Below are 14,595 nucleotides of genomic sequence, written 5' to 3'. Positions count from 1 at the left end.
TGTCGACACACGGATTTTCAGTCCGTTGCTCTACCGACTGAGCTACCGAGGCATGTTTTTTGTAAAAAAAAATGGCGACCCCGATCAGATTTGAACTGACGATCTTCGCCGTGACAGGGCGACATGTTAACCGCTACACCACGGGGCCGCGTATCAACTCTCGTTGACTACTCGTATATATTAACATGAGCCACTAATATAATGCAAGTACTTTTTTCTAATTTTTTTGATGAATTTCTCCAAAATATATAGAAATAAGAATTATACATCAAAAATCGTATATAATAGCCATTTATATTCAGTATACTTCAATATACTCCAAATTATATCCACAAATTACAGAAATAAAATTGGCACCTAAAATTCTACAAAGGAACTTTAGGTGCCAATTCAAATATAACTATATTAAATTAATTATTATATAGTATTTCTACAGATATGATACTAATTATAAATGATCCCAAGGACCGTCACGCAAGTCTTGTTCCCAATAATACTCAACCTTCATATCACTGCGTTTAACCTTATCAAACATCTTAGAACGTGCCGAAGTCATCACATTTTCACTATGTTTACCACCAAAGTACGCATATCTAGACTTACCTAAAGTATACATAACAGATACATAAGGTTCTACAGAACTAATATTGCTTTTACCAATTCCTAAGTCTACAGAGATATGAGGCGTCACATTCATTTTAGCGCCTACCTTTAGCCCATGTATGGATTGCCACTTATGTTGGTCAATATAGAACATCTCTGCTGGATGTTCTCCTGGTGCTTTTGTTTTCCAATGATATCCTTCCACATAACTAGATAGCCAACGGGCATTCTTATAATCTCGTGTATACCGTATATCAAAGCCATCCAATACATGTTCATAAGAATATCGAGGTGTTCTATGAATACCATCAGGTGCTGTACTAAAGCTATCATGAAAATCTATTGCCCGTGGTACTTGACGCAAAGGTGTGTTAATGTCATAAGGCCCCACCTTTTTTTCTGATAGTCCATGGTATACATTGACACTAATCGTATTTAGACCAGCTACATATTCTAATCCTGCACTAACTCGAGAAAATTTATCCTTAAAAGCATAGTCATAGAATACATTGGCACCGACGTAGGCATGCTCATGTGTACTAAGACGACGATAGCCAATACCAGCAGTACCGACAACACCAAGAGTATCATGTTCTACTACTTCACCTTTATCAATATACATTCCTTGACCGTCAATTCTTCCAAGATCTGAGTCCGACCCATTCCAATATGTAGTAGTGGAAACTTTTTCGCCACCATTACCATCTAAGCGCCCTTGTACAAACACCATAGATTTGACATTTTTGCCATATTTTTTTATAGGTTGCAATGTTTCTATAAAATACTTTGCGTTCATTTTCTGCTTAGAATTATGATTATGATAATGGAATCGTGTATCATAGCTTAGATTATTATCAGTCATTTGTTTATTAGGCATTGCATAATCATGATAAGAATCTTTCTGAGTACCTTGTAAGCCAATACCGATATCCGTACGATCCATCCAGCTACTTTGTTCAGTATCTCCAGCTTTTACATCCATGCTCACATCTGCAGCCATCGTTCCCACACTTAGACTGCACATAAAAGCACTGCAAACCAGAGCTTTCAGTATTAATTTGTCTTTCATTTCTAACTCCTCTCTTACACATTCATTTTAATAATGAATATAAAATGAGCACTTTTTATTATACCTATAATCTAAAGCGCTGACAACTATAGAGAAGGAGAAATTTATGTGTTAAAATATATGTATTATATACGTCGGAGCAATAGTATGAAATCAAAAACATTAACAATCGCAATCATTATTGCCATCATAGCTGCACTGAGCGCTATGTGGTATTTCTTATGGTATATTCCTCATACACCAGTCTATACGTTCCAAACTATCCGTGAAGCCGTTGAAAACAAAGATGCGGATACGGTCTTGGAGCACATCGATACAACATCATTGGTTAAAAATATCGTTACCCGCGAGGGCAACACCTATGTGGATACATCCTCACCATTAGGCAAGGCTGCTGTGGCAGCAACAAAAACATTTGGACCAGCCCTTCTTGATGATGTAATTCGTAAATATGTAGAGGATCCAGATAGTTTCAAATCGCAAAATAGTAGTGATTCAGATGTTGAAAGCGAAGATACATCCAATACGTTTTCTATGGTAGACCGCATCCAACGAGGTGAATTATTTAAACAACGCCATTTGGAAATCAAGAACATTACCTCTGAAGATGATGGCGATACCGCCACAGTAACCGTAACGATTCACAATACAAAAACAAACCAAACAGCTCCCATCCGAGTACTTATGAAGCACATCGGTGACGGAACTTGGGCTATCTATGATATCCCAGATATCGAAGCACTCTATAAAATCACAAGAAAATAAAGACCTCTTTCGTAGCAAATACGTTTGTAGAGGTAGATGATAGCAAAACTCTTCACCGGCCAGGTCTGTCTACGCCCTTCGGGCTTCGCAGGGCCAAAGTTGAATTTTGCTATCATCTACCTCTTTTCCGTATCAGCTTACAAAAAGAGGTCTTTTTTTTCTTATCGATTTTTAGGTACTATCGCACAGGTTACGGTAACCTGAGATATCAAGCGATGGCTTTCATCATACATATCAAAGCGCCAAACATGAGATGTTTTCCCTTGTAAGAGTAGCTGTCCTTTAGCAATCAAATCGCCTTCTGCTTTCATAGGGCGCATGTGATTTGCGGTTACCGATTGTCCTACAGCAAATTGATCATCTCGAATCAGTTGATTACTGAGCAACCCCGATAAAATCTCACCAAAGGCCAAGGTAGCTCCGCCATTGAGATAGCCTTGTGGTTGCGCATGATAACTAGTTAAATGCATCACCCCTTGCCCACTGGTAGGTCCGGTTAGCTCTACACAATCAATTTGTAATGCGTCTATCATTGTCATAGTGTTCGTTTCTCCACTGTATATTCTTCAATACGATTATCCAATACATCAACGCCAAGACCAGCACCATTAGGCACCTGCATGGTCCCATCGGTAAATAAAATTTCTGGATTGATAAGGTCATGTTCAAAATAGCGACTAGAATCAGATAAATCCCCTGCCATATAGGTATCACCTAAGGCAGCAAGTTGAACATGTAAAATCTTTGAAATTCCTGATTCAACCATGCTACCAATCCAGTAGGGAATACCTGCTTCACGGCATCGTAAAATAGCGGCTCGTGTCTGTATTAAGCCCCCAAGACGACCTACTTTCACATTGAGTACATCGATTAATCTATACTCGATTGCATAAGATAAGTCATCATAGGATAAAATCGACTCATCTAAACAAATAGAGGTCGTAATAGGCCAATTAGGCAACGATTCCTTCCACGCTTTATAGGTAGTCAAATTCGTCATGCTAAAGGGTTCCTCTATGCATAGTAAATTCAAATCATTATAGGCAGCTACCATATCTAGCTGGTCATAGATATAACTTTGATTAGCATCAACAGCTAAGGCTAATTCTGGATAAGCATCACGCACAAGTCGTGTCCGTTCATAACCATCACGAGGCGATACCTTGAGTTTAATTCGTTTACAACCATTGGCTACATGCTGTTTCACGATACCTAATAGTTCATCCATGGACACGTCACCAATGACGATGCCATTGGAAATAGTTGATTCTAAAGACTGCCCCATGATATACGACACAGAATTCACGCCTTTTCGGTTGCAATCTAGATTAATTAAAGCATTTTCAAGTCCTGCTATCGTCATGGGCATATTATCGCGCTTTAACCAAAATTGTAACTGCCGAATATAGGCCATTAATGGTTTTGGCCGCATCAAGCGCAACTCTAGAATATAGGTATCCACCAATTGTTTCCATGCGGAATCAACAGTTTCTGCCGTATAAAAAGGGTCTGTGAAAGCCACACATTCCCCGTATCCAACATAGCCTTGTTGATCCTCGATACGAACGATGATACTTTCACGAACACGAACAGTACCCTTAGCCGTTTTAAATTTAAACTTTAACGGCAAAGCCACACGATACGTCGTTATGGATTTAAAGTTCAATACCTCATTCATGAGAACCTCCATTTGACGCAGTCATATCGAGATTGGAGGCCAATGACTTACGCATAATCTTACCTGTCCCATTACGTGGTAATGCATCCATAATTGTAATGTATTTAGGCACCTTGTATTTGGCCAGCTTACTAGAAATATAGTCTCGTACGATCATTTTTAAATCGGCACCTAATGCATCTATATCATCAAAAGCAACAAATAGTGCGGGCACCTGCCCCCATTTCGTATCGGCTACAGGAATAACCGCACATTCCTTCACACCTTGTATAGCATACACAGTATCTTCAATTTCCTTCGGATAGATATTCTCGCCTCCAGAAATAATCAAATCTGTACGGCGATTTAAGATGTATAAAAACCCATCTTCATCGACATAACCCATATCATCGGTATTAAAATCGCCATGAATCGGCTCGCGATTAATATAACCACTCATAACCATGGGCCCATTTAAATGGATTTCCCCGACCCCATCGACATCAGGATTTACGATATGTACGGTCATCCTCGGCAAGGGTTTACCTACCGAATCGAGTTTATTTAGATTTGATAATACAGGCATGGTCACGCTTTGACTAAATGTTTCCGTCATACCATAGGTTTTATAAATTGGAAGTTGTTTCGCCACACATGCATCAACTAGGGGGCGCGGTATAAATTCACCGCCCAATAAGATGACACGCAATTGATGGTGAGTAATGCGCGGTTCTAAATTCTTTAAAATGGTAGGCACCAGAGACACCATATTAATGCGCCCATCATGAATATATTGCAGTACTTGTTCTTCATCATAGGATTCCATAATGGTCATAGCCGTGCCATTATACAAAGATCTCATCAAGATGGATAATCCGCTTACATGAAACAACGGCAATACCATGAGCCAATTGTCCTGCTCAGACCTACCTAGCACCTCTTGTGATGCTTGTACATGCGCTTTAATTTGACCCCAACGAAGTGGCACTGATTTAAACTGCCCCGTTGTAGCACTGGTATTCATGATAGCAGCTATGTCATTATCATTAACAATCCAATCAAAGTTATCCTTTTTCCCATTATGCAACATAGACTCCATAGATTCGAACTCCATAGACGTTACCGATTTAGGTACTTGGCCACATCGCTTAGCACTGTGTAACACAGTTGTAATATACAGCTCACATAACTGTTTTTCTATTTCGCCCGCGGTAAGATGAACATTTAATAAGAGTACTTCTTTGCGGACTAGCATGGCTGCCAAGAGATAAACGGCCATTGTTACGGAGTTATCCGACACTATAGCGATACGTGTATCTGCCAGTGTTTGTAATCGCGTCGCCACGTTCACAACAGCACTATATATATCCTGATAGGTGTAATTATTCATACATATACGATTCGGATAGCACTGTTTTCCATATCGTAACCATTCCATCATCTCACCTCTTAGCTAGCCATAATACTATAAAACATATACGTATAAGAAAGGCGCCTCATATAGAGGCGCACTGCTTATCATGTAAAGGGTTCAGGTCCATACATAAGGACTGATAACCATATTCCGATTAAGGGAATTTAGGGAATTGTTTGAAGTCTGGTTTGCGTTTTTCTTTGAACGCATCACGGCCTTCTTTAGCTTCATCTGTTGTATAGTACATCAATGTTGCATCACCTGCAAATTGTTGTAAACCTGCAAGGCCATCAGTATCTGCGTTGAAGGATGCTTTTAACATACGCAATGCCATTGGGGACAATGCCAAAATTTCATTACACCATTGAACTGTTTCTTCTTCCAATTTGTCGAATGGTACCACGCAGTTAACCATGCCCATTTCATAAGCTTGCGCAGCCGTGTATTGACGGCAAAGGAACCATACTTCACGAGCGCGTTTGTGACCAATCATGCGTGCTAAGTAGCCAGCACCATAACCAGCATCAAAGGAACCTACACGAGGACCTGTTTGACCAAATTTTGCATTTTCAGAAGCGATGGTAAGGTCGCATACGATGTGCAATACATGTCCACCACCGATGGCAAAACCATTTACCATAGCGATAACAGGTTTTGGAATGATGCGGATTAAATGTTGTAAGTCAAGTACGTTAAGACGAGGAATATTGTCATCGCCTACATAACCACCATTGCCGCGCACACGTTGGTCACCACCAGAGCAGAATGCCTCTTTATCTTCACCTTGGCCGTGGTTAGCACCAGTCAAGATAATAACGCCGATTTCTGCATCGTCGCGAGCAATTGTGAATGCATCAATAAGCTCAATTACGGTTTTAGGGCGAAATGCATTGCGCACTTCTGGGCGATTAATCGTGATTTTTGCAATACCATTATAAGTTTCGTAAATTACATCTTCATAATTACGATCCAATACTTTCCAATCAAATTTGCTCATGGATGTTACCTTTCCTTATATAAAAAATCTGCTAAGGCCGTCATAAATGGGCCCGGCTTTTCTAAATGTACATTATGTCCCGCCCCATTGACGATGACATGTTCACAGTTTGGTACATTACTAAACAGTTCTGCTCCTATTGTAGTATATTTTGTATCTAGTGCGCCACTAATATATAAAGATGGCATGGATAATTCTTGTAAGCGATGACCCACATAGGGCATTACACCTTGCCCCGAGCCACGCAATGTAGCTGCTAATGCATAAGGACTATTATGGGACCGACGTTGAAACAACTTATCTTGTACAACTGGTGAAAGCTGATGTTGACTTTCAAAAATAGAAATATTAGCCCATTTAGTAGCAAACCACTCTCCATCATTATCTTCTATAGCTAGTGCTAATTGTTCTTCAGCAGCTTTACGCGCTTGTCGCTCTACCTCTGATTCAATGCCAACAGAACCACTTTCTAAGATGAGGTTTTCAATTTCAGAACTATACTCAAGAGCATATAGTAAAGCTAATCGTGCCCCCATGGAGTATCCCATGAGAGAATAGCTTTCACCAGCCACGGCAGAAATCACCGTATGCAAATCGTTGAGCATAGTAGGAATAGAAAAAGCAGTCTCATCCTCTGGAATATCCGAATCTCCATGTCCAATCGTATCGATACGGATAAGTTGATAGCCTGGCACAACGATGCCATCCCAGGTATAACCAGACTCAGAAAAACCATGTAAACACACAAGAGGTTTCCCCTTACCGGCAATCGTCAAGCCATAGCGATACTCACCAAGGTCGATATACATGCGAAGCGTTGGATTGTATAGGGAGTTATCTATAATACTGCAAGCATATTGGCTCATAGTCGGTCCTCCTTGTTTGTAGGAATCGTCGTATATAGCGCATGTAATTCCCGACTTCGTTCTTTAGATGTGGGGATTTCAATGACGTGAACACCTGCTGTTTCTACATAGTTTTGTAACGCATTTTTCAATTCATCATTGCTCAACACACGTACAAAGTCAATACCATATAGGGTCGCAAGGCCACTATAATCTAGGCCTTGTGCGGTACTAAATAAGTAATCAAAATGCGGCGTTCCCTTTTGCGGCAAATATTCAAAAATGCCACCTCCATCATTATTGTGAACAATGATGGTTACATTTAAGGGATGCGTTTTCGCCACGGCGAGGCCATTCAAATCGTGAAAGAAGGTCAAGTCCCCCGTAAGCAATACGGTAGGCATGCCATTTGTAGCGATGCCAAGGGCAGTAGAAACGGTACCATCAATACCGTTAACGCCACGGTTACCATAGATAATAGCACTGTGACGATTACCAGACCAGAAATAATCCATATCTCGAATACTCATACTATTGGCAACCACAAGTTGGCTATTCTTCGGCAACAATTCTTGTAGGAGATGAATCGTATATCCTTCAAATAGCTCTTGTTCCCTAGCTACTATATCGAGTTGTTTACGGCCTATACCGTCTGTATCAATCCACGTAGCCAAATAGCCATTATCAGCTGTATTGAGTTCCTCATAAGCACCTTCTGCATAGTCCTCATTTTCTATGGCATGAAGCTCAGGAATCTGTATTTTCAGTGCATCAACCAAACCTTGTGGTGTCGATTGTACAAAGAGTGTCGTGTTTCCTGCAGGATTTGTATAGTCCATTGTAGGGCTAACAGATATGATTGGGATATGTTGCATGGATGCCACCCACTGCTGAACACGTTTAGATACGACCATCTGACCAATTTGTAAAATGCAATCTGGTCGCAATGTATCTCGATACACCTCTTGTGAAAGCAATGCATCATAAGATGTAATGACTCGTTTATCATAAACACGACGCATATTGGACAATGGATCACCTAATATTGGCGCATGGAATATATTAGATAGACCAAGAATGGCATCGGCATCCTCAAGATTCGTACTTGGCCCCGCTAAGATAAGCACTTTTTTATTCGCAAGGAGGTCATAGATAGTGCATGCATCACCTGGCTGAATAGCAGCCGGAACAACAGAAAATAGTCGCCTGCCACATTCAAAATGTTTCCTATCTAACTCCGGTACCAATGGCTCAAAGAGCGGTACATTAATATGCACGGGTCCCCTTTTCACATCCATAGACTTCATATAAGCCTTACGAGCTACTAGGCGTGGATATGTATAGTAATGCTCCTGTTGTGGTACTGCCAATTCCTCGTAATAATTAACAGCTGTACCAAATATTTTTTGTTGATCTACCGTTTGTGGAGCCCCTACATGTTGCAATGTATGAGGCCTATCTGCGGATAAAATAATCAAGGGTACACCGCTATATTGTGCTTCTAGTACAGCCGGCATATAATGTGCTACCGCTGAGCCCGACGTGCACACGAGAATTACAGGCTTTCTATGGGCCTTTGCGATGCCTAAGGCCATAAATCCTGCGGACCTTTCGTCAATATTCATATAGGTTTCAAAAGCACCGTGTTCCCTAAATAGCATGGCCATCGTTGTAGAGCGCGAACCAGGGCTAAATACGGCATATGTGATGCCTAATTGGGCGAATTCATCCACCAAGGCGGCGATATATTCATTCATGTAATTTCTCCGTAATATAGATGAGGATATATTCCTCATCATATTTTTTCGCACTAGATTTTTACCATTTACAATGCATCTAGAATAGTACGCATTTTATTATTAGTCTCTATATATTCTTCATCCGCATCAGAATCGGCAACCACACCACATCCTGCATAGGCATAGAGAATATTATCCATAATCAAGGCAGAACGAATGGCAACGACAACAATGCCATCCCCCATATCCTTCATAAAGCCAAATGGTGCAGCGTACATACCGCGCTCATGAGCTTCGTATGTTTCTAAGAGAGCCATCGCCTTCTCTCGTGGTTCACCACCAAGAGCCGGTGTTGGATGTAGTAACTTTGCCCATTCTACGAGAGATTTTGTGCTATCTTTTGCAGTAATAATGGTACGTAAATGATAGAGATGAGCTAGCTCCATAATGCCAGTTTCTCCCACCATAACGTCTGGAGTGATTTGCTTCATCGTGTTCACGATACAGTCACGGACGATATTATGTTCAAAGAGATTTTTCTTATCACTTAGCAACTGTTCCTTAGTCCACGCATTAGGGCCATCCTTTGGCGCGGTTCCAGCCAGTGCATAACTAAGGATTTCGCTACCACGATGACGCACCAAAATTTCAGGAGAGGCCCCCACAAAGGTGCGCCCATCCTTCTCATAGCCAAAGATGAAACAGTTCGGATTATTTTCAACCAAATTGGCCAAGATACTCGCCACATTAAACGGTGTATCACTTGTGAATTGCACCTCACGGGATGCGACCACCTTTGTCATCTCTCCACGGCCGATGCCATCTGAAATGGCATTCATCAAGCGGTCCCAATCGCCTTTATCATCACTAGTTTCACGGAAATCATGACGAATATGAGGCACTTCTATATCTTCGATGCTAACACTTTCACCAGCATGCAAATAAAAGGATTCTCCATTTTCTACGATGTAGTAATGGGTGAACGCAATCATTTCATGCCCCATTCCCGACCACTTAGGATCCTTTGATGTATCAAAAAAAGTATCCCCATAAAATACATACGCATAATTATGGCGGTCCTCATCATCTTTCACTGTGGCTAGACGTTTAGCGCCTACAACAATACGATTACTTTGCCGGTCCACCCAAAAAACACGTTCCTCATTGGGGAAATTAAGCCAAAAGGCTACAGGACTATTCAGTTGTAACGGTTCTTTATTATAAATCATAATGGTATATCGCTATTACAAAGAAAACAGACTCTATTACATCACCAAATGTCATCTACATTGGTGTTTCTATGTATATCGATATTATTATATCACGGGTACATACTAAATTATAGGCAATAAAAATCCCCTACACCGTATGCATACACATATAGTATAGGGAATTATGTATTATTTGAAAGCTTTTGCACCAATATCCTTACGATATTGCATGCCCTTAAATGTAATATGGTCAACGCGCTCATAGGCACGGTCTAAAGCAGTTCGCAAATCCTTACCCAGTCCCACAACGCCAAGAACACGACCACCATTCGTGACATAATGGTCACCTTCTAACTTCGTACCAGAATGGAAAATGATGGATGTATCATATTGTACAAGTTCACCTAAGATGACATCGCCTTTAGACGAGGTTTCTGGATAGCCTTTTGAAGCGAGGATAACACAGGCAGCAGAAGAGTCTTTCCATTTCACCATATTAGGTTGTAATGTACCTGTAGCACAGGCCATCATGATTTGACCTAAATCACCTTCTAATAATGGCAGTACAACTTGTGTTTCTGGATCACCAAAGCGTGCATTAAATTCTACCACCTTCGGACCTTCATTGGTAATCATAAGGCCTGCATAAAGACAGCCCACATATGGCATACCTTCCTTTGCCAGGGCTGCTACCATAGGCTCTAAAATGGTCTTCATGGCTTCATCGCGCAATGCATCAGTTAGCACAGGTGCTGGTGCATAGGTACCCATACCTCCTGTATTAGGACCTTTATCACCATCAAAGATGCGCTTATGGTCTTGAGACGCAATCATAGGAACTACTGTTTTACCATCTACAAAGGCAAGAAGGCTCGCTTCTTCACCTTCCATAAATTCTTCGATAACGACGGTACTACCAGCCTCGCCAAAGCGGTTACCACTTAGCATGTCATCAACGGCTGCATTAGCTTCGTCAATAGTCATAGCTACAACAACACCTTTACCAGCTGCTAATCCATCTGCTTTTACCACAATAGGTGCTCCGGTTTTGGCGATGAATTGTTTTGCTTCATCTGCATTGGAGAATACACCGTAAGCAGCTGTAGGGATATTATATTTTTTCATAAGATCTTTAGCAAAGACCTTAGAACCTTCCAATTGAGCAGCCGCCTTGGAAGGCCCAAACACAGGGATTCCTGCTTCATGCAATGCATCTGCAAGACCTGCCACAAGAGGCGCTTCAGGACCTACAACAACAAGGTCCACCTTATTATCTTTCAAAAAACGGATAAGATGATCCGTATGAGACCAATCAATGCCTACTAGTTCAGCACAATTTTTCATAGCCGCACTGCCAGGAACGGCGTACACCTTTTCTACACTCGGACTGATGGATAAACGCCACGCTATAGCGTGTTCGCGGCCGCCATTACCGATTACGCAAACCTTCATAGTTACCTCTAATGTTTAAAATGACGAATGCCTGTAAATACCATCGCAATACCTGCTTCATCAGCAGCCTTAATAGATTCTTCATCACGGATAGAACCACCTGGTTGGATAATAGCAGCTATACCATGTTTAGCCGCTGTTTCTACGGTATCGCCAAATGGGAAGAACGCATCAGATGCAAGAACAGCCCCTTTTGCAGCCTCTCCAGCTTGTTCAAGGGCAATTTTAGCCGATCCAACACGATTCATTTGACCGGCACCAACACCGAGTGTTCGTTTCTCGTTAGAAATTAAGATAGCATTGGACTTTACATGCTTTACAAGCTTCCATGCAAATTCAAGAGCTCTCCATTGTTCTTCCGTAGGTTGCGCCTTTGTAACAACCTTATAATTAGCACGGTCTTCTACGATGTCATCTTCTGTTTGTACGAGCATACCGCCAGACACCTTTTTCACAGTTACTTGGCCAGATTCAGGCTTAGATAACTCGATGAGACGAATATTTTTCTTCTCTTCCAAAATATCTAGAGCTTCCTTTGTGAAAGCTGGCGCCATGATAACTTCTAAGAAAATCTTGCTCATTTCTTCGGCAGTGGCCACATCAACTTCGCGATTTAACGCAACGATGCCACCAAAAGCAGATACAGAATCGGCTTCATAGGCATTGACATACGCATCATGCAATGTGGATGCCGTTGCGGCACCGCATGGATTAGTATGTTTAATAATACATGCCGCAGGATCCGTAAATTCCCACACCATATTCCACGCAGCTTCCATATCGACGATATTGTTATAGGATAATTCCTTACCGTGTAGTTGTTTTAATGCTCCCATGCCGTGAGCCTTGCCAATTTCTTTATAAAAAGCTGCCTTTTGATGAGGATTTTCGCCATACCGAAGGTCCATAACCTTTTCATAAGCACTTAAATATTCAGGAGGTGTAGGGCCTTCTCCAATTACACCACTCATATAATTGGCAATAGCCGTATCATATGCTGCAGTATGAGCAAAGGCTTCTTTAGCAAGTGCAAAACGATAGTCTTGCGTCAATGCACCATTTGTTCTAAGCATTTCTAAAATTTCATCATAGTGATCAGGGTTAACTACTATGCCTACATACGCATTATTTTTAGCTGCTGAGCGCACCATAGTCGGGCCCCCAATATCTATATTTTCAATAGCATCTTCTAATGCAACATTTGGTTTTGCAATCGTTTCGCGGAAAGGATATAAATTTACTACCACTAAATCGATTGGCAAAATACCGTGTTCTTCCATAGCGGCTTGATGCTTTGCATTATCACGAATCGCTAAGATGCCACCATGTACCTTTGGATGTAACGTCTTTACACGACCGTCCATCATTTCAGGAAAACCAGTAAGAGATTCTACAGCCTTTGCAGGAACGCCTGCATCAGTAATAGCTTTCAACGTGCCACCTGTAGAATAGATGGTCACCCCTAACTCTACAAGACCTTTGGCAAAGTCGACAATACCTGTTTTATCAGAAACACTAAGTAATGCGTTTTGAATCATCGTTCCTCCTAAATATAATGTACAATGCGTCCTTCTATACGTAATGCATCTTCACAGAACAAGCGAAGTGCTTCACGATAGGTCGCATGTTCTACGGGCAATAATCGTTCGGACAAAGTATCCTCTGTATCATCTGGATATACAGGAACTGTATTTTGCATGATGATAGGACCTGTATCCATACCGGCATCTACAAAATGAACGGTACAACCTGTTACTTTTACGCCCGCATCGATAGCCTGTTGATGACCATGAAGCCCTGGAAAGGATGGCAATAGAGCAGGATGAATATTTAAAATCTTATGCTCATAGCGAGCAATAAGGCCGGTCCCTACAATACGCATGTATCCTGCCAACACAATACCATCAACACAATACGGCTCAAGAGCATCCAATTGAGCTTGTTCAAAGGCTTGCTTTGAATCAAATTGACTACGTTCAATAGCAATGAGTGGAATACCCCATCCTTTAGAGCGTTCTACAATACCTGCATCTGCATGGTCTGTAATAATAACGACAAACTCTCCATTGATAAGCCCCTCTTGCATCGCCTTATACAAGGCTTCGCCATTTGAGCCTCTACCACTGGCAAATAGAGCAAGACGCTTTTTAGATACGGAATTAGTCATTAAATACCGCCCCTTTTACGACAACAGGACCTTCGCCTGCAACGATACGACCAATTTCATATACAGCTTCATTGCGACTTTCAAGATTAGCTTTCACCGCATCTACGTCATCGGCATCGACGATGAGAATCATACCGATACCCATGTTAAAGGTACGGTACATTTCATGCCAATCCACATTGCCCCATTCTTGCAATTTTGTAAACACAGGAAGGGGTGGCCATGTATCACAATCTACCTCAGCAGTTACGCCATTTGGTAGTACGCGTGGAATGTTTTCATAGAAACCACCACCTGTGATATGAACCATACCTTTGATATAGTTTTCTTTAATCAACGGTAATACAGCTTTAGGATACAAGCGTGTTGGTGTTAATAGTTCTTCGCCAAGGGTTTTACCAAATTCTGGAATGTCTTGATCTATAGAGAAACCCTTATGGTCGAAAACGATTTTACGAACCAAGGAGAATCCATTGGAATGAACACCGGAGGATGGCAAACCAAGAATGACATCACCAGATTTAATATGTTCACCTGTAATCAGTTTAGGACGATCTACAATACCTACGGCAAAACCTGCCACATCATAGTCACCTTCACCATAGAAACCAGCCATTTCAGCTGTTTCCCCACCAAGGAGAGCACAACCTGATTCTTCACAAGCATTAGCGACGCC

Annotated in this window: 13 protein-coding genes and 1 tRNA gene; 1 reads left to right on the top strand and 13 read right to left on the bottom strand. The window is 41.4% G+C overall.

The features are described 5' to 3' along the window. Positions 1–72 precede the first annotated feature (72 nt). Positions 73–148: transfer RNA gene (locus RYP29_RS06890), tRNA-Asp, on the bottom strand. A gap of 300 nt (positions 149–448) precedes the next feature. Beyond that, on the bottom strand, positions 449–1,672 hold the full coding sequence (locus RYP29_RS06885; RefSeq protein ID WP_311532734.1) for an inverse autotransporter beta domain-containing protein: 1,224 nt from the start codon (positions 1,670–1,672) through the stop codon (positions 449–451). Between the two features lie 147 nt (positions 1,673–1,819). Here RYP29_RS06885 and RYP29_RS06880 point away from each other — a divergent pair, with 147 nt between their 5' ends. After that, complete coding sequence (locus tag RYP29_RS06880) at positions 1,820–2,437, top strand: DUF2939 domain-containing protein (RefSeq protein ID WP_038124585.1); 618 nt, start codon at positions 1,820–1,822, stop codon at positions 2,435–2,437. 161 nt (positions 2,438–2,598) lie between these two features. Here the strand turns inward: RYP29_RS06880 and RYP29_RS06875 are convergent, their stop codons facing one another. The 11 genes from RYP29_RS06875 to purM all read right to left on the bottom strand — a co-directional run. Beyond that, the gene (locus RYP29_RS06875) at positions 2,599–2,976 is read right to left on the bottom strand and encodes a PaaI family thioesterase (protein WP_311532733.1); all 378 of its coding nucleotides are present in this window, start codon (positions 2,974–2,976) and stop codon (positions 2,599–2,601) included. Further along, the gene (gene menC / locus RYP29_RS06870; protein ID WP_311532732.1) at positions 2,973–4,115 is read right to left on the bottom strand and encodes an o-succinylbenzoate synthase; all 1,143 of its coding nucleotides are present in this window, start codon (positions 4,113–4,115) and stop codon (positions 2,973–2,975) included. The genes RYP29_RS06875 and menC overlap by 4 nt, the downstream gene beginning before the upstream one ends. Continuing rightward, positions 4,108–5,535 (bottom strand): o-succinylbenzoate--CoA ligase, encoded by a 1,428-nt coding sequence (gene menE / locus RYP29_RS06865; RefSeq protein WP_311532731.1) that lies wholly within the window; start codon positions 5,533–5,535, stop codon positions 4,108–4,110. The genes menC and menE overlap by 8 nt, the downstream gene beginning before the upstream one ends. Before the next feature lie 127 nt (positions 5,536–5,662). Continuing rightward, positions 5,663–6,505 carry a 1,4-dihydroxy-2-naphthoyl-CoA synthase gene (gene menB / locus RYP29_RS06860; RefSeq protein WP_005377688.1) on the bottom strand — a complete coding sequence of 281 codons (843 nt, stop codon included), beginning with the start codon at positions 6,503–6,505 and terminating at the stop codon, positions 5,663–5,665. 5 nt (positions 6,506–6,510) lie between these two features. Then, a complete protein-coding gene (gene menH, locus RYP29_RS06855; RefSeq protein ID WP_311532730.1) occupies positions 6,511–7,371 on the bottom strand; it encodes a 2-succinyl-6-hydroxy-2,4-cyclohexadiene-1-carboxylate synthase in 861 nt (286 codons plus the stop codon). Continuing rightward, positions 7,368–9,107: a 2-succinyl-5-enolpyruvyl-6-hydroxy-3-cyclohexene-1-carboxylic-acid synthase gene (gene menD / locus RYP29_RS06850; protein WP_311532729.1), complete on the bottom strand. Its 1,740-nt coding sequence runs from the start codon at positions 9,105–9,107 to the stop codon at positions 7,368–7,370. The genes menH and menD overlap by 4 nt, the downstream gene beginning before the upstream one ends. A gap of 68 nt (positions 9,108–9,175) precedes the next feature. After that, on the bottom strand, positions 9,176–10,318 hold the full coding sequence (locus RYP29_RS06845; RefSeq protein ID WP_311532728.1) for an isochorismate synthase: 1,143 nt from the start codon (positions 10,316–10,318) through the stop codon (positions 9,176–9,178). Positions 10,319–10,489: 171 nt separating this feature from the next. Beyond that, positions 10,490–11,752: a phosphoribosylamine--glycine ligase gene (gene purD / locus RYP29_RS06840; RefSeq protein ID WP_311532727.1), complete on the bottom strand. Its 1,263-nt coding sequence runs from the start codon at positions 11,750–11,752 to the stop codon at positions 10,490–10,492. Positions 11,753–11,760: 8 nt separating this feature from the next. Next, positions 11,761–13,290 carry a bifunctional phosphoribosylaminoimidazolecarboxamide formyltransferase/IMP cyclohydrolase gene (purH, locus tag RYP29_RS06835; protein ID WP_311532726.1) on the bottom strand — a complete coding sequence of 510 codons (1,530 nt, stop codon included), beginning with the start codon at positions 13,288–13,290 and terminating at the stop codon, positions 11,761–11,763. Between the two features lie 8 nt (positions 13,291–13,298). Beyond that, a complete protein-coding gene (gene purN, locus RYP29_RS06830) occupies positions 13,299–13,919 on the bottom strand; it encodes a phosphoribosylglycinamide formyltransferase (RefSeq protein ID WP_311532725.1) in 621 nt (206 codons plus the stop codon). Next, a partial coding sequence (purM, locus tag RYP29_RS06825; protein WP_311532724.1) for a phosphoribosylformylglycinamidine cyclo-ligase occupies positions 13,912–14,595 on the bottom strand: 684 nt, incomplete at its 5' end. The genes purM and purN, both read right to left, overlap by 8 nt.

This window comes from uncultured Veillonella sp. (genome assembly GCF_963534045.1).
In the GTDB taxonomy this organism is placed as follows: domain Bacteria; phylum Bacillota; class Negativicutes; order Veillonellales; family Veillonellaceae; genus Veillonella.
Note: the sequence above shows the minus strand (reverse complement) of the source record. Positions and strands in the feature narration are given on the sequence as shown.

Bases quoted from the DNA above. Each gene is read 5' to 3' on its own strand.
- RYP29_RS06880 (WP_038124585.1), top strand. From the start codon at position 1,820: ATGAAATCAAAAACATTAACAATCGCAATCATTATTGCCATCATAGCT.
- RYP29_RS06885 (WP_311532734.1), bottom strand. From the start codon at position 1,672: ATGAAAGACAAATTAATACTGAAAGCTCTGGTTTGCAGTGCTTTTATG.
- menD (WP_311532729.1), bottom strand. From the start codon at position 9,107: ATGAATGAATATATCGCCGCCTTGGTGGATGAATTCGCCCAATTAGGC.
- menB (WP_005377688.1), bottom strand. From the start codon at position 6,505: ATGAGCAAATTTGATTGGAAAGTATTGGATCGTAATTATGAAGATGTA.
- purH (WP_311532726.1), bottom strand. From the start codon at position 13,290: ATGATTCAAAACGCATTACTTAGTGTTTCTGATAAAACAGGTATTGTC.
- RYP29_RS06875 (WP_311532733.1), bottom strand. From the start codon at position 2,976: ATGACAATGATAGACGCATTACAAATTGATTGTGTAGAGCTAACCGGA.
- menH (WP_311532730.1), bottom strand. From the start codon at position 7,371: ATGAGCCAATATGCTTGCAGTATTATAGATAACTCCCTATACAATCCA.
- menC (WP_311532732.1), bottom strand. From the start codon at position 4,115: ATGAATGAGGTATTGAACTTTAAATCCATAACGACGTATCGTGTGGCT.
- purN (WP_311532725.1), bottom strand. From the start codon at position 13,919: ATGACTAATTCCGTATCTAAAAAGCGTCTTGCTCTATTTGCCAGTGGT.
- RYP29_RS06845 (WP_311532728.1), bottom strand. From the start codon at position 10,318: ATGATTTATAATAAAGAACCGTTACAACTGAATAGTCCTGTAGCCTTT.
- menE (WP_311532731.1), bottom strand. From the start codon at position 5,535: ATGATGGAATGGTTACGATATGGAAAACAGTGCTATCCGAATCGTATA.
- purD (WP_311532727.1), bottom strand. From the start codon at position 11,752: ATGAAGGTTTGCGTAATCGGTAATGGCGGCCGCGAACACGCTATAGCG.